The sequence below is a fragment of the Sphaerisporangium sp. NPDC088356 genome (genome assembly GCF_040685555.1).
Taxonomy (GTDB): Bacteria; Actinomycetota; Actinomycetes; order Streptosporangiales; family Streptosporangiaceae; genus Sphaerisporangium.
The window spans coordinates 1-17888 of sequence record NZ_JBFBIK010000050.1; the positions used below are offsets into that span (position 1 = coordinate 1).

Genomic DNA, 17888 nt, shown 5'->3' on the forward strand with positions numbered 1-17888 from the left:
GGAGCGTCCTGGTGGCCGGCCGGCGCCGGGAGGCGGCCAGATCCGCCAGCCCTACCGCGAAGGCCATGAAGACCAGCTCGCCGCGCTCGGCCTGGTCGTCAACGCCGTCGCGCTGTGGAACACCCGCTACCTGTCGGCCTGCCGTCGACCAGCTCCGCGCCCAGGACGTCCCAGTCAAGGACGAGGACGTCGCCCCGCCTCAGCCACCCCCTCGGCCACGCCCACATCGACTTCCGGGGCCGCCTACGCCATCACCGCCTCCGCACCCGCAAGGCCTTCGGCAGCTCGGCGAAGTCCCCGACCTGCCCATTACTCGCCAGGTGTGGTTCATCCGTCGGGCATAGGGTTGGCGGCATGGCGCTGCGACTTGTTCAGGTGAATTTTAAGGCTCGGGATGACTCGGCGCTCGGCCGGTTCTGGGCGGAGGCGCTCGGCTGGGGCGTTCCAGCGAAGGGCCCGGTGTGACCAACGTTGAACCCGTGGGTTTCGTCTGGCCGGACCCTGTCGCCGTCTGCGTCGATGTCGTCACCGTCCCGGACCCCGAAACAGTGAAAGACCGCGCGCACATCGAACTCGCCACCACCTCTGCGGCCCATCACGCGGAGTTGGTCGCGCGCCTGAAGGAGCTCGGCGCGACGCCCGCCGATGTGGGCCAGGGCGACCTCTCGTGGACAGTTCTGGCCGACCCGGAGGGCAACGTGTTCTGCGTCCTGGAGCCTCGGGAGATCTATCGGGACACCGGGCCGATCGCCGCGGTGGTCGTCGACTGCGCGGACCCGCGGGCCATGGCCCGGTTCTGGGGCGAGGCGATGGACTGGACCCTGCACGAGGTGACCGACGATCATGCGCTGCTGCGCTCCGCCAAGGGTGTCGGCCCATATCTGGAGTTCCTTCGCACGTCCCACCTGAAGGACACGTGGAACCGCGTTCATCTCGACTTGCTGCCCTACCCCGTTGACGGTCAAGCGGCGGAGGTGGCCCGGCTTGAGGCCCTCGGTGCGACGCTCGCCGACGTAGGCCAGGGCGACGTCCCGTGGAAGGTTCTGACCGACCCGGAAGGCAACGAGTTCTGCGTCCTCGGCCCGGCCTGACGCGGAGCCTCCCCCGCCTGCGTGCCGGACAGCGGTTGGGGATCAGGTGCGGCGGGCGGCCCAGACGGTGCGCTCGGTGCGCATGGTCAGGTCGTCGCGGCGCAGGATGCTGTGAGGGCTGTCGGTGTCGAGGAGCTGGTCGAGCGCGGTGAGGTCCTCGGGGGAGAGTCTCTCGGCGACGGTGCTGCGGATGCGCTGCAGGCCGCCGAGGGCGTATCGGCCGATCACTTCGTTGCGGGAACTCTCGATGTTCAGGGTGATGGTGTGTTCGCCCTCGACGGTGAATCCGGCGTCGGTGAGCATCGGGCCCCAGTCGGCGCCGCGGTGGGGCATGTGCTCGGCCTGCATGCGGTCGGTCGCGGCGTGGACGCGTTCTTCCAGGCCGGGCCGGTCCCTGGGGGCGCTTGGGGGCAGGAAGCGGGGGAAGCCGGACAGCTCCACCACGGCGAACAGACCGCCGGGGGTGAGCAGGTCGTGGACGGTGCGCAGTACGCGGTCAGGGTGGGCCATGTGGTGCATCGAGGCCGACGCCCACACCAGGTCCGGTGATCCGAGGTCGGGCCACCCGGCGGCGTCGAGGTCGGCCTGCACGGTGCGCACGCGCTCCTCCACGCCACGGGCGCACGCTTTTGCGCGCAGGCGCTGAAGGTGCTCGGCCGAAGTGTCGACGGCGGTGACGTGCGCATCGGGGAAGCGGTCGAGGAGGGCGAAGGTCCCCGCCCCGGTGCCGCAGCCCAGATCCATGATCTGGCGGGGGCCGGCTTTCAGCGGGAGCCATGCGGTGATGGAGGCTGTGTGCTCGGCGAGGACCTCGGCGTCCAGGTCGAGGATCTCCGCCTGGCCGCCGGTTCCGTGCTGCTGGTGTCCGTGCGGAGCGTCGTGGTGGGGGGTGTACGGGTGTGCTTGGGTCATGCCTTCACACTAGGACGGCTATGCGCCTTTGGCATGCCAGATCCCAGTTTGCGCAAGATGATGGTCGAGTCTGCTGCCTGGCGCGCAAGATGTCGCTCCCGGCCGGGGCCGTCGTGCGGCCACGCCGTCATTCGGGAGTGTCCTGTGCGTCGCGGTCGGGGTCTTCGTTCTGGTGGCCGCGGCGGGCGTCGCGGTCGAAGATGCCCAGGATCTCGCAGGGCCCGCCTTCGGCGCCGATGGCGTGCGGCATCATCGTGGGGAACTCGGCGGCCTGGTTGGTCTCGATGCGGAAGCGGCGGTGGCCGAGCATGAGGATCGCGGTGCCGGACAGGACGACGAGCCATTCGCGCCCCGGGTGGGCGCGCATGCGCGCCGGGTTCTCGGGCGGCGGTTGGGTCATGCGCTGACGCACCACGCTCATGCCGGGGTCGCCCTTCACGGCCCAGCGCATCCGGCCGTGGGCTCCGTCGATCATCGGGCTGGTGACGACATCGTCGGCGGCCGTCTCGACGAGCTGGTCGAGGGTGGTGTCCAGGGCGCGGGCGAGGGTGACGAGCTGGTCCAGTGCGAGGCGGCGCTGGCCGTTCTCGATGCGGCTGAGCGAGGACTGGCTGAGGTTCGCGCGGGTGGCCAGTTCCTCCAGGGACCAGCCCTGTGCCACCCGCAGAGCGCGGATGCGTTTGCGTACGAGGCTGTCCAGCTCTCTATCTTCTTGCGTCATGGGCAACATCGTATGCCCTTGATGCAAACTGGGATTAGCGTCGTGTGCAGATGGTCCGGAAGATCTCGGGCCACGCACGAGGAAAGGGTAGGACGATGGCTGAGACGGCTCTGGCGTACGAGAGTGACACGCTGCCCGGCGGGACGGTCGACACGGTGGTGATCGGTGGCGGGGCCGCGGGTCTGAACGGTGCGCTGATGCTGGCCCGCTCCCGCCGCTCGGTCGTCGTGATCGACAGCGGCACCCCGCGCAACGCGCTCGCCGCAGCAATGCACGGCTTCATCGTCCTGGACGGCACCCCGCCCTCCGAGATCCTCAAGCGGGGCCGCCAGCAGGTACGCCAGTACGGCGGCCGCATCGTCTTCGGCGAGGTGGTCTCCGCCGCGCCTGCCGCCCCCTCGCCCGAAGGTGATCTGCGGTTCACCATCAGCCTGGCTGATGGCCGCGCTCTGACGGCGCGCCGTGTGCTGGTGGCCACCGGCCTGCGCGATGTGCTGCCCGAGGTGCCCGGCCTGGCCGAGCACTGGGGCCACAGCGTGGTGCACTGCCCCTACTGCCACGGCTGGGAGGTACGCGACAAGCCGATCGGCATCCTCGCCACCGGGCCCGCCTCCGTGCCTCACGCGCTGCTGTTCCGGCAACTGAGCAACGACCTGATCTACTTCACTCAAGGCACCGACCTGGACGCGGACACCCGCGCACGTTTCACCGCCCGCCACATCCGCGTCCTCGACACCCCGGTGCAGGAAGTCATCGACGACCAGGACGGCGCCATCGCAGGCGTGCGCCTGACGGACGGCACCATCGTGGAGCGCCGGGTCCTGGCCGTCGCCACGCAGATGCAAGCCCGCACCGAGGGCCTGGAAGGGCTGAAGCTGCCGATGGAGGACCTGCCCGACAACATGGGCCACCGCTTCGCCTCCGCCATGGCCGGAATCACCGAGATCGCGGGCGTGTGGGTGGCCGGCAACGCCACCGACCTCACCGCCCAGGTCGGCGCGTCCGCCGCGGCCGGCGCCCTGGCCGGTTCCCACATCAACGCCGTGCTGGCCACTGCGGACACTGCCGCGGCCCTCGCCGCAGTACAGGCCACCACCAACTGACGCCTCCGCGGCGCCTGCAAGCCGCACGACTTTCCCCTCCCCTTTTCGGCGACCGGACCCGGTCCGGCGCCGAGCCCTGCCTGCCCGTTTGTCTGAGAGGAACCCATGAGTACGAACCAGCTGCCGGGGGCAGCCGATCACGCAGGAGACGGGGGCGCGCCGGATGCGCGTCAGCTGCGCACGATCCTGATCGCCGTCTCGATCGCGTTGATGGCCGTGATCGCATCGGTGTCCGGGTTGAACGTCGCCCAGACCCATATGGCGGTGGAGTTCGGCGCCTCGCAGAACACCGTCTTGTGGATCATCAATATCTACACCCTGGCCCTGGCCGCGCTGCTGCTGCCGCTGGGCGCGATCGGTGACCGGCTGGGCCGCAAGCCCATGCTGATCGCCGGGCTGGGTGTCTTCGGCGTCGCAAGCGTCGCCGCGGGTCTGGCGCCGACGGCCGAGGTGATGCTCGCCTCGCGTGTGGCCAGCGGTATCGGCGCAGCGATGATCATGCCGATCACCCTGGCCGTCATCACCTCCACCTTCCCCGAGGAGCAGCGGGGCAAGGCGATCGGCGTGTGGACCGGCGTCGCCGGAGGCGGCGGCATCACCGGCATGTTCCTCTCCGCCCTCCTCGTCGACGTCGCCGACTGGCGCTGGCTGTTCGTCCTGCCCGTGGTCCTGGTCATCGTGGCCCTGGCCATGACCCTGAAGTCGGTCCCCAACTCCCGCGAACACGCCGGGCATTCCTTCGACACCATCGGCGCGCTGATCTCCACCGTCGCGGTCACCGGGCTCATCTTCGTCCTGCATCAAGGCCCCGAGCATGGCTGGACCGCCACCGTGACGCTGATCAGCCTCGCCGTCGGCCTCATTGCCGCCATCGGCTTCGTAGCCTGGGAACTGCACCGCCGCGATGCCTCCCTGCTGGACGTACGCCTCTTCCGTGAGCGCAGCCTGGCCGGCGGCTCCATCACGCTGCTGATCGTCTTCGGCGTGCAGGCGGGCATCGCCGTGGTCCTTTTCCCCTTCTTCCAGGCCGTCCTCGGCTGGTCCGGCCTGCTGTCCACGGTCGCGATGATGCCCATGGCCGCCATGATGATGATGACCTCCGGCCTGGCCCCCAAGCTCGCCGCACGCATCGGCGCCCGCTCGACCATGGCCACCGGAACCGCGCTGGCCGCCCTTGGCCTGGCCCTCATGGCCCTGTTCGTCTCCGTCGATGGCGGCTACCTATCCATCCTGCCCGGGCTACTCGCCATGGGCACCGGGATGGGCCTGTCGATGACGCCCTCCACCGAGGCCATCACCAACTCCCTGCCCCGCGAGAAGCAGGGCGTGGCCTCCGCTCTCAACGACGTCACCCGCGAGTTCGGCACCGCACTCGGCGTCTCCATGCTCGGCGCGCTCCTGTCGGCCGGCTACCGCAACGCCATCGACGACAAACTCGACGGCATCCCGAATGGCGCCGCGGACACTGCACGCGAAGGCATCGCCAACGCCGTCGAGGTGGCACCCAGCACCGGCTCACACGCACAGAACCTGCTCCATGCCGCCCAGCAGTCCTTCGTCGACGGATGGCAGCAGGCCATGTGGACCGGCGTCGCCGTCATGGGAGCGCTCTTCGTCTACGTCACCCTGGCCGGCCCGAAGAACACCACCCCCGCCGTCGGGGACGAGACAGAAGCCACCGAGACCGTCGCCGCCCGCTGATCACAGAATAGCTAAGCGGACAGCAAGCAGACCGCTCGCGCTTCTGCTGGGTGTCCGGCACCATACTCGCGGTGCCGGACACCCGCGCAGGCCGGCTTCCCACTGTGCCCAGTCGCAGAACAGAGGCCGTCACCGCTGTGGTGGGTGGGAAGAGGGCCTGTGGATCTAAGGGTGTTTCCGGCCTGACCCACTGGGCGTGGCGCCCGGTGAGGAAGGTGCCGTGATGACCACGACACTTGACGATGTGACCGCGAGGAAGAAGAAGCCGGAGCCGTCGGCGGAGGCGCGGGCCGCCGCGGAGTTGGTGCGGCTGGCCAAGGAACAGGGTTTGTCGCTGACCGGGCCGGAAGGACTGCTGAAGCAGTTCACCAAGACCGTGCTCGAGACCGCGCTGAATGAGGAGATGACCGGGCACCTCGGTTATGAGAAGCGTGATCCGGCCGGTGCCGGGTCGGGCAACGTCCGCAACGGGACCAGGCCGAAGACGGTGCTGACCGAGGCCACCGGCCATGTCGGGATCGACGTGCTGCGGGATCGGGCCGGCACGTTCGAGCCGCGGATCGTCAAGAAGCGGCAGCGTCGGCTGAATGGCGTTGATGAGATCGTGCTTTCGCTGTATGCCAGAGGGCTCACGACGGGGGAGATCAGCTCGCACTTCGCTGAGATCTATGGCGCGTCGGTGTCGAAGGAGACGATCTCGCGGATCACCGACGAGGTCATCGAGGAGATGAACGACTGGACCGTCCGCCCGCTGGAGGCGGTTTACGCGGCGGTGTTCATCGATGCCATCGTGGTGGAGGTTCGTGACGGCCAGGTCGCCAACCGGCCCGTCTACGCCGCGATCGGGGTCACCCTTGGGGGGAAAGACGTCCTTGGGCTGTGGGCCGGCTCGGGTGGTGAGGGCGCCAAGTTCTGGATGAGCGTGCTGACCGACCTGCGCATCCGCGGGGTGCGTGATGTGTTCTTCGTCGTCTGTGACGGGCTCAAAGGGCTGCCTGAGGTGGTCGTCAATGTGTCTCTACAAGGCCAACGCCGACAGCGACCGCCAGATCATCGACGCCCTCGGCGCCATCGCCGACCAGCGCGGCGTCTCGCGCGCCCAGATCGCACTGGCGTGGCTGCGCCGCAACCCTGTCGTTGCCGCCCCCCTGGTCGGCGCCCGCACCGCCCAGCAGATCGACGACGCCATCGCCTCCCTCGACATCAACCTCACCGACGACGAGGCCCGCCGCTTGGAGATGCCCTACACCCCCCGGCACGACTTCCAGGGCATCTCCGACGAACGCGAGATGGAACGCATCAAGGCATCCATCCCCGGCTACGCCAACCTCTGACACCGCGCCGACACGCAACGGCGCCGTCACCGCAGCGGCTGCGGACCGAAAAGTTCCAGGACGGGCCGGGCCGCACGCGTGCTGCACCACCCCCAACAACTGAGGTGTAGAAATGACCGAACCCGTAGGGCGGCTGGGGTCCGTGGCGCTGGACTGTGCCGATCCGCGACCACTCGCCGAATTCTGGGCGACGATGCTCGGCGGAGACGTCACAGCCGGTTCCGACGCCTTCTGCGCTGTCGAACTCGGGAAACTGCTGCTGGTCACCGTCCGTGTACCCGACTATCGGCCGCCACACTGGCCCGACGACCAAGCGAAGCAGTTCCACCTGGACGTGGCCGTCAACGACCTGGAGAGGGCCGAGTGCCTCGCGCTCGCATAAATGTTCATCTGTGAGAGTTCTGCGAGAGCCCCCAGGGTGATCACGTTTCCGCAGGTGCCGTTCGCAAAAGTCCTCACCAGGGGCGGGAAGACCGCCGCAAAGTACCACCCCCGCTTCGCCCTCGTACCCGCGCTCCGCGAGGAACTCGAAGTCCTCGTCCCCGCCGACCGGCATCCAGGCCGCGCGTGGAAGCAGGGCCCGGCGCTCGCCGTGGTTCCCGCGCCCCACACCGAGCGCCCGGTCCGCATCGGCTACGCCAGGACGTCCACCGCCCGGCAGGAACTGGCGAGCCAGCTCGAAGCACTCCACCGCGCGGAGTGCCACAAGGTCTTCAAGGAGCAGATCAGCACCCGCGTCAAGGTCCGGCCCGAACTGGAGAAGGCGCTCGCCCTGGCCCACCAGTTCAAGGAGGCCGCCCCCGAGACGCCCGTCATCCTCACGGTGCACGAGCTCAAGCGCCTCGCGCGCAACGCGGCCGAGCTGATGACGCTGTCCGCCGAGCTCCAGGCCGGCGGCATCCAGCTCGAACTCCTCACCGGCCCGCTCACCGGAATCTACGACCGCAACGGCATGGGCGCCATGTTCTTCGCCGTGCTCGCCGTCGCCGGGCAGATCGAGCGCAACTACATCCGGGAGAAGACCCTCGAAGGCCAGGTCATCGCCGCGTCCAAGGGCAGCCACGGCGGACGGCCGAAGGTCATCGACGACGACATGCTCACCTTCGCCGACGCGCTGAAGGAAAAGGGCGTCCCCGTCCCCGACATCGCGAAGGCCTCGCGAGTGCCCGGTAGAGCGAGGCGACCGACGGCGACTTGCCCGCGTTCTTCCCGGCCTTGATGGTGAGCTTGCCAGCCGCGCCGCCCCTCTCTGTCAGATTCGCCCTGCGACCGCACGGGCCCGTTTGGAGTCGTGATCACGTGGCTGGAAAAGGATTGGACGGGATGATGCTCGGGCTTGTAGCTTTCCAGCTGACCGTGACACCGCCCGAGGAGGTGAGACCCATGAACGCTGTATCGATGTGGGTGCTCCCCCTTCCCGTCACGGTCGGGCGATTGACGTAGGTGTCGCCGGGAGCCTCGCCAACAAGGCACTCCCGAAAGGCAACACCTATGCACTCTCTGCAGTTCACCGCCGAGCCGTCGTCGAACGATAGGGACGAGCGCGACTTCACCGTGGGCGACGTCCCCGGACTCTGGTCGCCGGCCTCTGGCGCCGATCGCGCGCCCCTCATGTTCGACGTGATCATTGCCGGGTGCGGGCCGACTGGCGCGATGCTGGCCGCCGAACTGCGGCTGCACGACGTGCGGGTACTCGTTCTGGAGAAGGAAACCGAGCCCAAGTCGTTCGCCCGTATAGTCGGTCTGCATATTCGCAGTATCGAGCTGATGGCAATGCGCGGACTGCTGGGTCGCATTCTCGAACACGGAAGGCAGCGTCCGGCCGGCGGTTTCTTCGCCGCCATCACCAAACCCGCGCCCAAGGGCCTGGATTCCGCGCACGCCTATCTGCTGGGCATCCCACAGCCGGTCATCGAACGTCTGCTCGAAGAACATGCGATCGAACTGGGTGCGCAGGTCCGGCGCGGTTGTGCGGTGACCGATTTCGACCAGGACGACGAGGGTGTGACCATCGAGCTGGCCGACGGGGAACAGCTGCGTTCGCGCTATCTCGTCGGCTGTGACGGCGGGCGCAGTACGGTGCGCAAACTGCTCGGCGTCGGCTTCCCCGGCGAGCCCTCGCGGACCGAGACGCTGATGGGCGAGATGGAAGTGGGTGTACCGCAGGAGGAGATCACCGCCAAGGTGACCGAATTCCACGAGACCCATCAGCCATTCTGGCTCCGGCCCTTCGGCGAAGGGGTCTACAGCGTCGTAGTCCCCGCCGCGGGAGTCAGCGACCGCGCGGAACCGCCCACCCTCGAGGATTTCAAACAACAGCTGCGCACCATCGCCGGAACCGATTTCGGCGTGCACTCCCCGCGCTGGTTGTCCCGCTTCGGGGATGCCACCCGGCTAGCCGAACGTTATCGGGTCGGGCGGGTGCTGCTGGCCGGCGATGCGGCACACATCCATCCACCCACCGGCGGACAGGGCCTCAACCTGGGCGTTCAGGACGCATTCAACCTCGGCTGGAAACTGGCCGCACAGATCCGCGGCTGGGCGCCGGAAAGGCTGCTGGACACCTACCAGGCCGAACGTCATCCGGTCGCCGAGGACGTGCTGGACAACACCCGCGCCCAGATGGAACTGCTGTCCGCCGAACCGGGCCCGCAGGCCGTACGCAGGCTGCTCACCGAACTGATGGGCTTCGACGAGGTGAACCGCTATCTGATCGAGAAGATCACCGCGATCGGCATCCGCTACGACTTCGGCGAAGGCCACGACCTGCTTGGCCGCCGCCTGCGCGACATCGACGTGAAACAGGGCCACCTCTACGGTCTGCTGCATCGCGGCCGCGGCCTGCTGCTGGACCGCACCGAACGCCTGACCGTCGGCGGCTGGTCAGACCGGGTCGATTACCTCGCGGATCCCACTGCGGTGCTGGATGTTCCGTGCGTCCTGCTACGCCCCGACGGCCACGTCGCCTGGATCGGTGACGATCAGCAGGACCTGGACGACCACCTCTCCCGCTGGTTCGGCAAGCCCGCCAACTGATTTCGCCTGAGCAGTGGTCATCGCGCACATAGGTGGCGAGGTGGCGATTAGATCTGCGGCGCTGCCGGCCAGAACTGGGCGTGGTCGGCGTTCTCCTCGGACATCTACCCCCCGCCGGCATGGCGGAAAACGGCCATGCCAGCGGGCGGTAGCCAGTCGTGCTGTCCGGGTCTCGACCAGGGCCCCGGCGAGTCTGATGTTCGTGTCGGGCTGACACGGGTGAAGGTCTGTGGGTGGGCGGGGTGTCTGGTGTGACGGGTGTGAGTAGTTGAGGCACAGGAAATCCCGGTGAGATTGATCTTGCTGGGGTCGGCCTACTAAGCGGGGGCTTCGAGCTGACGGGGTTCAGAAAACGGTGGTCCGGGGTTCCTGAACAACCTAGGTTTTTGAAGGGTTTTCTGAAGGGTCTGCGGGGGTGCGCAGCCCCCCGCCTGGTGATCTTCAGAAAACGAAGGTTTATTGAAGCTCTACCGGCGGTCAGGCGGTCACCTCTGGTCGCGTGAGCAGGCCGATGCGGTGCCGTGCGGGAGCGGCATAGCTCTGTCCGAGAGGCGGGGCTGGTTCTGTGGGAGGGTTCGGGTCCCACTTGCGTCGTGTCTGGAACCCGTCTGCTCACGGTGATCGATGGCCGTAGGTGGGGTGGTATCAGCTTTCAGGCCGTGCCTGTGCTGGGAGGGTGCTCGCAGAGAGGGCGCGCAGGTCGTCGAAGGCTTGAAGGAGATGTGCGTCCAAGCTCTGCGAGGGGTCGTCGACCCAGGCTTGGGCCGCTTGGTGAAAGGCGGCCCACCCGGTCTGAGCAGCCAGGCCGGCCAGCCGGTCGGCGACACCGCGCTGCCGCAGCGCCTCCGCTACGGCGTCGGCGAGCGACGCGGCCTTGGCCAGGTCGCGTTCACGGAGTGCCGGTGTCACCGCAATGACTTGTAGTCGTGGTTCGGCGAACGGGCGATTGCCCTCAAGGATCCGTTCGACCTTCCGGAAGGCGCAGAGCAGTATTTCGAGCGGCTGGAGACCCTCGGGCGCTTCGGCCACCGCCTGCATCAGCGCGGCGCGCAGGTCGGATTCGCCGTCGAAGAGCACCTCGCGCTTGTCCGGGAAGTGCCGGAAGAACGTGCGTTCGTTGACGCCGGCCCGGGCGGCGATCTCAGCCGTAGTGGTCTGGTCGAACCCGCGTTCCCGGTACAGCTCCAGGGCCGCCTGCTGAAGGCGGCGGCGCGCTTCTACTCCGCTCCGTGGCATGCCCCGAGGATACCGCATGTGTCAGTTACTGGCGCTACTTGACGCCAGTAACTGGCGCTACCTAGAGTCAGTGACCGGCGCTACATAGTGCCAGTCACTGGCGTTAAGTGGGAGAGTGTTTCATGCATGTCTTTGTCACTGGTGGTTCCGGCCAGACCGGCCCCGCAGTCGTCGCCGAGCTCATCGCGGCCGGCCACACCGTCACCGGTCTGGCGCGCTCCGACACCGCCGTAGCCCGGCTGGAGTCACTGGGGGCCACACCACACCGCGGCGCCCTGGACGACCTCGACAGTCTGCGCAGCGGCGCCGAAGCCGCCGATGGCGTCCTGCACATGGCCTACGGCGGCGACTTCTCTGACCTCGACGACATGATGAGGCGCGACCGGACCGCGATCGAGGCGCTCGGCCAGCCGTTGGAATACTCGGGCAAGCCGCTCGTCGTCACCTCGGGCACCCTGGTCATGCCCGCCGGCCGGGAGGCCACCGAGAAGGACGAGCCCGACACGGCCGGGATCGCCGCCTTCCGCATCGCGGGTGAGCGAGCTTGTCTGGGCTTCGCCGCACGGGGAGTGCGCGCGAGCGTGGTCCGCCTCGCTCCTACCGTCCACGGCCCCGAAGACCACGGTTTCATCCCCATGCTCATCGCCACCGCGCGAAAGACCGGCGTCTCGGCCTACGTCGGAGACGGCACCAACCGGTGGCCTGCGGTGCACCGGCTCGACGCGGCGGTCCTGTTCCGTCTAGCAGTGGAGAAGGCTCCTGCGGGCAGCGTGCTGCACGGAGTGGCCGAAAGCGGCGTCACTCTGAAGAGCATCGCAGAGACGATCGCCCAGGGCCTGGATCTGCCCACGGTCTCGCTGACCCCCGACGAGGCTGCCACGCACTTCGTAAGCCCGTTCATGGCCACCGCCTACGGCTTCGACGGGCCTGTCTCCAGCTCTTACACCCAGGAGCTGCTCGGCTGGTCGCCCACCCACCCGACACTGCTCGAGGACCTGGAGCACGGCGACTACTTGGCCACGCCGGCCTCCTGACCCGCTCACACCGATACGAGGCCCCCTTCGTCGTCGGTGTCCTCGAGGGCGTCCGGGTCGCGCAGTGGCCGCAGACCCTGGCTGGGGCCACTGTCTTTGATGTTGAACAGGTAGCGACCCAGGAAGTTGATGTGCCGGTCCTTGAGCGGGGAAAGCCGGGCGACGTCCTCGTCCTTGATGTCCTGGCCCTCGGCACGGAGCTGCGCCACGGCGGCGTCGAGGTAGCGGGTGTTCCACAGGACGACGGCGTTGAGGACCAGGCCGAGGGCGGCGAGCTGGTCCTCCAGGCCCTCGCGGTACGCCTGGCGGAGCTGGCCCCGGCCGCCGTGGCAGATCGCGCGGGCCAGGCGGTGCCGGGATTCCTGGACGGTGAGCTGCCGGTTCATCAGGCGGCGGTAGGTGTCGTCGACCGGGTCGACCAGGGCGAGCAGGTGCATGGTCTTGTCGATGCGGCCGTACTCAGCGAATGCCTGCCCCAGCGGGGTGGGGTGGCCCTCGCGGCCGAACATCCGCAGCAGGTCGTAGGCGCGGACCTGGTTGGTGTTGAGCGATCCGGCGACCCGGAGCATGTCCGGCCAGTGCGTGGCGATGCGCTTCAGGTTCACGCCGTTGCGGGCGATGGCCTCCAGCGGCCCGTATCCGGCGGCCGGCGCCTCGCCGTCGGGCAGGTCGGCCCGCCAGAACCGCTGGTCCTCCAGGTCCCGGAAGCGTGGGGCGATGCGGAAGCCAAGCATCTTGTACAGGCCGAACGCCATGTCCGAGTACGAGGCGTTGTCGGTCGCCACCATCTCCGGGCGCACCCCGCCGTCGAGGTTGCGGAGGGTGTCCAGCGTGTACAGGCTGTCGCGCGGGGTGCCCCGCACGACCATCGCGCCGATTCCCGCGACCTGGTCATTGACGGCGTTAAGCCAGGTCAAGCCCCGTTTATACCCCGAATATTTAGGCGAGGGTGCGGTGTTGATGCTGCGGACAGGGACCACGAAGCGCAGGCCGTCGACGGAGGCGAGCAGGCCACCACCCCACATCTGGGCCAGCTCGATGCCGTAACCAGCGCCGACGCCCACGCGGCGGGCTTTCCACGAACCCCAGCGGAGCCCCCGATCGGTGTGCTAGGCAACCATGATCAATCTCACCGGGACTTCCTGTACCTCAACTACTCACGCGCGGGGTCGACCCGTTCACCCGGAGGATCCGGTCGCCGAGTGCCCGGCCAGCACGGTGCGGGCGGCCGGCGCCGCGTCAGGGACGGCCTCGGTTTTGCCGCGGGCCGCCTCGTGTTCGGTGACCTGCCGCCACGCCTGCTCCCGGTTTCGATCGCTCTCGGTACACGTGTCGGTCATTCGCCGTTCCGTCTTGGCCGTCCGCGACCGCTTCCGTTGTAACTTGCGGGAAGTCTCCTTCTCGTGAGTTACGTGTACCGTTCGACACGCAACAGATCGCCTTTACTGATTTTCAATTTCTGGAAATTAGAATCTGTTAGGGTCCGAGTGTGGCGGTGAAGACGAGAGGTGGCGGGCAGAGCTCGCGCGGTGGTGGCGCGGAGGACGCGGCCGAGGGCGAGGGGACGGCGGGAGTGACGCCGTGCAAGCACTGCGGCGCGGCGATCGAGCGGCGGGCCGGACGCGGCCGTCCGAAGGAGTACTGCCCGCAGAACGACTGCCAGGCGGCGGCCAAACGCGCACGCGAGCTGCGGCGCGCCACCCCCGGCCTCGAAGGCACGCTCGCCCGCGCCGAGGATCTGTACGACCGGATGGAGAAGGGACTGGCGGCGGCCATCGCACCACTGGCACAGGTGCTGGCCGACGAGCTCAGCCCTGCCGGAGTCGAGGCCAAGCTGAGCGCGGTTCAGGCCGAGGCGCACACCCGTGTGGCGATCGCCCGCACCGAGCGGGAGCAGGCCTTCGAGCAGGTACGGCTGGCGCGCGAGGCCACCGAGCACGCGCGCAGGCAACGCGAGAGCATGCGCGAGCAGGTACGCGAGGCCCTCGCCGAACGCGACACCGCCCTGTCGGACGCCGAGAACGCACGCGAGCAGGCACTGGCGGCCCTGCGGGAGGCGGCCACCACCGAGCGGCACGCCAAGCAGGCGGCCGAGGAGGCCAACCGGCGCGCCACCAGAGCCGAAACCGCCCGTGACCAGGCGACACGCGAGATGAACGAGCGGGTGGAGGCCGCCGTCGCCGAGGCCAAGGCCGCAGGTGCCGAGGCCCGGCAGGCCCGGCAGGCCGCCGAGCAGGCATCAGCCGAGCGGGACGCGGCGCGTACCGAGGCCGAGCTGGCCAGGCGCGCCCGGGTGGAAGCCGAGCAGGCCGCGGCCGGGGCCATCGCACGAGCTCAGGCAGCCGACGCCGAACGCGGCCGGGCCCAGGCCCGCGCCGAGGCCGCCGAGCACGCCCGCGGGGAGGCGATGGGCGAGGCCGCCCGTTCCGCCGCCGACGCCGCCCAGGCCGGCGCGCGAGCCGTGGACGCCGAACGCCAGGCGGCGGCCCGCGTCCAGGCCGCCGAGCAGAAAGCGGCGGCGGAGACGTCCGAAGCACGGGAACGTGAGCGCGCCGCGACCGCCGAGCGCGACCGGCTGGCCGCGCTCCTGGAGGTGGAACGAGCACGAGTGGCGGACCTGCGGGCGCAGACCGAGACCCTTCGCACCGAATCCGCCCAGCTACGCGAACGGGCGGTCACCGCGGAACTCCACGCCGCCGCCCAGCAAGCACCGCCTTCGTAACGGCCTCTCCCCCGACGTGGTGAACACTTCGACGACATCACCGGCGACTGTGAGACCCATGTCGACCCGGCGACGTGGTGGTCGTCGCCTCCTGCGGGGTGTCATGCCGTCATGCGCGAGGCTTCGCGCGGACATGCATGCGCTCTCCTCCTGTCTCCGGAAGAGACTGAGGATCTCAACGGGCTGCCCGTCCGCGCTGCTGAACCAGTGCTGGTCGACGTCGACCCCCGCACCAGCCGCGCCCGGCTGTCGTACCGACGGGCGGCGTTCGCGAGGGTGAAATCGAGATCCGGTCGGTGGTGCTCGAGCCCGCCGAGTACGCCGTGCTGAGTCCGGAACGCGAGGACTACCTGCGGACGCAGATCGCGCACCGATTAGGTTTCCGCGCCGCGCCCGTCTGTACGTGTGAGATCGACTCACGAGAGGCTGACACGATGCGGAAACTGATCTTCGGCATGAACTTGAGCCTGGACGGCTACATCGCCCCGCCCGGCGACGACCTCGGCTGGAGCGTTCCGAGCGACGAGCTGTTCCAGTGGTGGTCCGACCGGGTGGGGGCGACCGGCCTGGCGCTGTACGGGCGCAAACTGTGGGAGACGATGAGCTCCCACTGGCCGACCGCTGACCAGCAGCCTGGCGCTACTCCGGCTGAGATCGAGTTCGCCCGCCGCTGGCGGGACATGCCGAAGGTGGTGTTCTCCTCGACGACCAGCACGGTCGACTGGAACACTCGCCTGGTCACCGGCGACGCGGTCGCCGAGATCACCCGGCTCAAGGCCGAGGACGGCGGCCCGATGGACATTGGCGGCGCCACGCTCGCCGGGGCGGCCATGCGGGCCGGGCTGATCGACGAGTACGTGCTGGTCACCCACCCGGTCCTGGTGGGCGGCGGCACGCCGTTCTTTACGGCCCTGGACAGCTGGGTGAACCTGAACCTGGTGGAGACGCGGACGTTTCCCGGCGGCGTGGTGCTGACCCGATACGAGACGAGGCGATGAGCACGGGCCGGATGCTCGGCTCGTGAGGCCAGGTCGAAATCCTTCCTGGCGTGCTCACCGTGACCCTCGGCTATGAGGGAACCTTCCCCGGGCCCTTCCTTGCGTTCTGAGTGAGCTGTTGACGGACTTGCTGGAGATGAGGGACGACGGCGTCGTTGATCATGACGATGTTCTTCGGACATGAAGATGCCCCGCCGGCGTTGCCGGCGGGGCGGTGGTGTTCAGTTGGTCGGGGTGCTCATTCCGCGGTGACTTCGGTGACGGCGGCCCGTGCGCTGGACTCGTCGACGATGGGGCCTTGTCTGATCACAGTGTCGGGGGCAGGCCCAGCCATGGTTTGTCGGTGGCGTCGAATCCGGTGAGCTCGGCGATCTTCCCGTCGACGATGTGCAGGACCGCGATGGTAAATAGCCGGTACTCCGGGTCGTCGGGGGTGCGGAGGTAGAGCGCGGCGGCAGGCATGCGGTTGACCGTCGTGGCGATGCAGCGCCAGTCGTCGTGGCGGCGCTGGAAGAGCCCACCGGAGACCCAGCCGTCCACCGCGTCCTTGGCCGTGACGATCAAGGTGCCCGGCTCGGGCAGCATCGCGAAACGCAGGTCGTCGCGCAGCAGGGCCATCAGCCCGTCGAGGTCGTTGCGCTCATGGGCGTCCATATACGACTTCACCACGCCGCGCTCGTCATTCGACAGCTCGTGGGTGGCGGAGCTCCGCCAGTCGAGGCGGCGGTCGGGCAGCTGCTCGCGCATCGTCACGCGCGCCCGCTGCAGTGCGCTGGTCACTGATGCGACGGTCAGCTCGAGGGCGTTGGCGGCCTTCGACGCCGGCCAGCCGAGGACGTCGCGCAAGATGAACACCGCCCGCTGCCGCGGCGGCAGGTGCTGGACGGCGACGATGAACGCCAGCTCGATCGTCTCCCGCGCCACCACCGATTCCTGCGGGTCCTCCGGGAGCATCCGGTCCGGGTAGGGCTGCAGGTAGAGCACTTCCGAGCCCGCGCCCGGCAGCTCGGCAGGCATGGGTGTGCGGTCGTTGCGCTTCTCCAGGAAGTCGAGGCAGGCGTTCGTCGCGATCCGATACAGCCAGGTCCGCGGCGCAGCGTGGCCCTTGAACGACTCCCGCTTGTTCCACGCCCGCAGGAACGTCTCCTGCGTCATGTCCTGGGCGTCCTCGTAGTTCGCGAGCATCCGGTAGCAGTGCACCTGCAGCCCACGCCGGTAGCGCTCCGTGATGAGCGCGAACTGTGCTGCGTCATTTGAGCGGGCCGCCGCGATGAACGCGGCCTCGTCGTCGCCTAGCAGCCTGGCGTCGGTCATGGTCGTCGATCCTTCCACGGGTGGCGAGGGGCTACCAGAACTGACGACGTGGCGGAGGATTTCTGAGCGGTGCAGCCGCTGACACCGGGCCGTTCGTCAGGCCGGATGGGTCGGGTCGATCCAGGGGACGTGTTCGGGTCGGGCACACCCTCGATGTCGAGGTGGGGTCCCCGTAGTACTGGGGAAAGAAGATCGGGCGGATATGGCTGGTCTGGCTGATCGCCCAGTGCAGCGGCCGATCCCGGCCGGCCGGCGGCAAGCCCTATGCGTCGTCTTCGGCGTCCGGTCACGCAACGGACGGTGGCTGCCGCCAAGGTCGGGTAGGTGAAAGGTGTAGTGCCCGTCGATGCTGATGTAGTGGCGCACGAACGGCGACAACCGCGGCACGTCCTCGACGAGCACCGGATAGCCCTGGGCGCGCAGCTCGGCCAGGGCGCGGTCCATGTAGACGGTGTTCCACAGCACGATGCGGTTGAGCACGAGGCCCAACGCGGACAGCTGGTCCTCCATGCCGTCGTAGTAGACCTTGGTGACCTCGCCCTTCTTGCCGTGAAACACGCGTCGCGCCAGGTCGTGGCGGCCCGCGGTGGCGTTTGGCACGCAGCCGTCTGAGCCGGGGGCGAGCTTGTGGAGGACCGCTTGGTAGGGCGGTGTCTTCTCCATGCGGGCATTCCTTCCCGCTTTCC

General features: G+C 68.6%; 15 protein-coding genes and 4 pseudogenes. 12 read left to right on the forward strand and 7 right to left on the reverse strand.

Annotated features, from left to right (window positions below; genetic code table 11):
• Positions 1-40 precede the first annotated feature (40 nt).
• Together AB0O34_RS19585 and AB0O34_RS19590 are read left to right on the forward strand one after the other, a co-directional pair.
• Complete coding sequence (locus tag AB0O34_RS19585) at positions 41-379, forward strand: hypothetical protein (protein WP_363917217.1); 339 nt, start codon at positions 41-43, stop codon at positions 377-379.
• Positions 355-1091 (forward strand): annotated as a pseudogene (locus AB0O34_RS19590) (VOC family protein). The gene AB0O34_RS19585 and the pseudogene AB0O34_RS19590 overlap by 25 nt, the downstream one beginning before the upstream one ends.
• A 42-nt stretch (positions 1092-1133) precedes the next feature.
• Here the strand turns inward: AB0O34_RS19590 and AB0O34_RS19595 are convergent.
• Together AB0O34_RS19595 and AB0O34_RS19600 are read right to left on the reverse strand one after the other, a co-directional pair.
• Positions 1134-2003, reverse strand: coding sequence for a class I SAM-dependent methyltransferase (locus AB0O34_RS19595; RefSeq protein ID WP_363917134.1), 870 nt, complete (start codon positions 2001-2003; stop codon positions 1134-1136).
• Between the two features lie 127 nt (positions 2004-2130).
• Positions 2131-2724, reverse strand: a complete 594-nt coding sequence (locus tag AB0O34_RS19600; protein ID WP_363917136.1) for an XRE family transcriptional regulator — start codon at positions 2722-2724, stop codon at positions 2131-2133.
• Positions 2725-2819: 95 nt separating this feature from the next.
• Between AB0O34_RS19600 and AB0O34_RS19605 the strand changes: the two genes are divergently transcribed.
• The 7 genes and pseudogenes from AB0O34_RS19605 (at position 2820) to rox (ending at position 9898) form a co-directional block, all read left to right on the forward strand.
• The gene (locus tag AB0O34_RS19605; RefSeq protein ID WP_363917138.1) at positions 2820-3827 is read left to right on the forward strand and encodes an NAD(P)/FAD-dependent oxidoreductase; all 1008 of its coding nucleotides are present in this window, start codon (positions 2820-2822) and stop codon (positions 3825-3827) included.
• A gap of 105 nt (positions 3828-3932) precedes the next feature.
• Positions 3933-5528, forward strand: a complete 1596-nt coding sequence (locus AB0O34_RS19610) for an MFS transporter (RefSeq protein WP_363917140.1) — start codon at positions 3933-3935, stop codon at positions 5526-5528.
• A 223-nt stretch (positions 5529-5751) separates the two neighbouring features.
• A pseudogene (locus AB0O34_RS19615) lies at positions 5752-6543 on the forward strand (IS256 family transposase); the annotation flags it as partial.
• The gene (locus tag AB0O34_RS19620; RefSeq protein WP_363917142.1) at positions 6539-6862 is read left to right on the forward strand and encodes an aldo/keto reductase; all 324 of its coding nucleotides are present in this window, start codon (positions 6539-6541) and stop codon (positions 6860-6862) included. The pseudogene AB0O34_RS19615 and the gene AB0O34_RS19620, both read left to right, overlap by 5 nt.
• A gap of 112 nt (positions 6863-6974) precedes the next feature.
• The gene (locus AB0O34_RS19625) at positions 6975-7244 is read left to right on the forward strand and encodes a VOC family protein (protein ID WP_363917144.1); all 270 of its coding nucleotides are present in this window, start codon (positions 6975-6977) and stop codon (positions 7242-7244) included.
• A 36-nt stretch (positions 7245-7280) separates the two neighbouring features.
• Positions 7281-8081 (forward strand): recombinase family protein, encoded by an 801-nt coding sequence (locus AB0O34_RS19630; protein WP_363917146.1) that lies wholly within the window; start codon positions 7281-7283, stop codon positions 8079-8081.
• Between the two features lie 392 nt (positions 8082-8473).
• The gene (rox, locus tag AB0O34_RS19635) at positions 8474-9898 is read left to right on the forward strand and encodes a rifampin monooxygenase (RefSeq protein WP_363917219.1); all 1425 of its coding nucleotides are present in this window, start codon (positions 8474-8476) and stop codon (positions 9896-9898) included.
• Positions 9899-10543: 645 nt separating this feature from the next.
• Here rox and AB0O34_RS19640 read toward each other — a convergent pair.
• Entirely contained in the window at positions 10544-11134 is a 591-nt protein-coding gene (locus tag AB0O34_RS19640; RefSeq protein WP_363917148.1) for a TetR family transcriptional regulator, read from the reverse strand.
• A gap of 122 nt (positions 11135-11256) precedes the next feature.
• Here AB0O34_RS19640 and AB0O34_RS19645 point away from each other — a divergent pair, with 122 nt between their 5' ends.
• Positions 11257-12168: an SDR family oxidoreductase gene (locus AB0O34_RS19645; RefSeq protein WP_363917150.1), complete on the forward strand. Its 912-nt coding sequence runs from the start codon at positions 11257-11259 to the stop codon at positions 12166-12168.
• A gap of 5 nt (positions 12169-12173) precedes the next feature.
• Here the strand turns inward: AB0O34_RS19645 and AB0O34_RS19650 are convergent.
• Both AB0O34_RS19650 and AB0O34_RS19655 read right to left on the reverse strand, forming a co-directional pair.
• Positions 12174-13211 (reverse strand): annotated as a pseudogene (locus tag AB0O34_RS19650) (transposase); the annotation flags it as partial.
• A 135-nt stretch (positions 13212-13346) separates the two neighbouring features.
• A complete protein-coding gene (locus AB0O34_RS19655; RefSeq protein WP_363917152.1) occupies positions 13347-13508 on the reverse strand; it encodes a hypothetical protein in 162 nt (53 codons plus the stop codon).
• 155 nt (positions 13509-13663) lie between these two features.
• Between AB0O34_RS19655 and AB0O34_RS19660 the strand changes: the two genes are divergently transcribed.
• Positions 13664-14890: a hypothetical protein gene (locus AB0O34_RS19660; RefSeq protein ID WP_363917153.1), complete on the forward strand. Its 1227-nt coding sequence runs from the start codon at positions 13664-13666 to the stop codon at positions 14888-14890.
• A gap of 434 nt (positions 14891-15324) precedes the next feature.
• On the forward strand, positions 15325-15888 hold the full coding sequence (locus tag AB0O34_RS19665; RefSeq protein ID WP_363917221.1) for a dihydrofolate reductase family protein: 564 nt from the start codon (positions 15325-15327) through the stop codon (positions 15886-15888).
• 306 nt (positions 15889-16194) lie between these two features.
• On the opposite strand, the gene AB0O34_RS19670 is transcribed toward AB0O34_RS19665, so the two are convergent.
• A complete protein-coding gene (locus AB0O34_RS19670; protein WP_363917155.1) occupies positions 16195-17202 on the reverse strand; it encodes an RNA polymerase subunit sigma-70 in 1008 nt (335 codons plus the stop codon).
• A gap of 315 nt (positions 17203-17517) precedes the next feature.
• Positions 17518-17784 (reverse strand): annotated as a pseudogene (locus AB0O34_RS19675) (Tn3 family transposase); the annotation flags it as partial.
• Positions 17785-17888: the final 104 nt, after the last annotated feature.

Excerpts from the sequence above, each read along its gene's own strand:
- AB0O34_RS19595 (WP_363917134.1), bottom strand. The coding sequence starts at position 2,003 with ATGACCCAAGCACACCCGTACACCCCCCACCACGACGCTCCGCACGGA.
- AB0O34_RS19600 (WP_363917136.1), bottom strand. The coding sequence starts at position 2,724 with ATGACGCAAGAAGATAGAGAGCTGGACAGCCTCGTACGCAAACGCATC.
- AB0O34_RS19605 (WP_363917138.1), top strand. The coding sequence starts at position 2,820 with ATGGCTGAGACGGCTCTGGCGTACGAGAGTGACACGCTGCCCGGCGGG.
- AB0O34_RS19610 (WP_363917140.1), top strand. The coding sequence starts at position 3,933 with ATGAGTACGAACCAGCTGCCGGGGGCAGCCGATCACGCAGGAGACGGG.
- AB0O34_RS19620 (WP_363917142.1), top strand. The coding sequence starts at position 6,539 with ATGTGTCTCTACAAGGCCAACGCCGACAGCGACCGCCAGATCATCGAC.
- AB0O34_RS19625 (WP_363917144.1), top strand. The coding sequence starts at position 6,975 with ATGACCGAACCCGTAGGGCGGCTGGGGTCCGTGGCGCTGGACTGTGCC.
- rox (WP_363917219.1), top strand. The coding sequence starts at position 8,474 with ATGTTCGACGTGATCATTGCCGGGTGCGGGCCGACTGGCGCGATGCTG.
- AB0O34_RS19640 (WP_363917148.1), bottom strand. The coding sequence starts at position 11,134 with ATGCCACGGAGCGGAGTAGAAGCGCGCCGCCGCCTTCAGCAGGCGGCC.
- AB0O34_RS19645 (WP_363917150.1), top strand. The coding sequence starts at position 11,257 with ATGCATGTCTTTGTCACTGGTGGTTCCGGCCAGACCGGCCCCGCAGTC.
- AB0O34_RS19655 (WP_363917152.1), bottom strand. The coding sequence starts at position 13,508 with ATGACCGACACGTGTACCGAGAGCGATCGAAACCGGGAGCAGGCGTGG.
- AB0O34_RS19665 (WP_363917221.1), top strand. The coding sequence starts at position 15,325 with ATGCGGAAACTGATCTTCGGCATGAACTTGAGCCTGGACGGCTACATC.
- AB0O34_RS19670 (WP_363917155.1), bottom strand. The coding sequence starts at position 17,202 with ATGACCGACGCCAGGCTGCTAGGCGACGACGAGGCCGCGTTCATCGCG.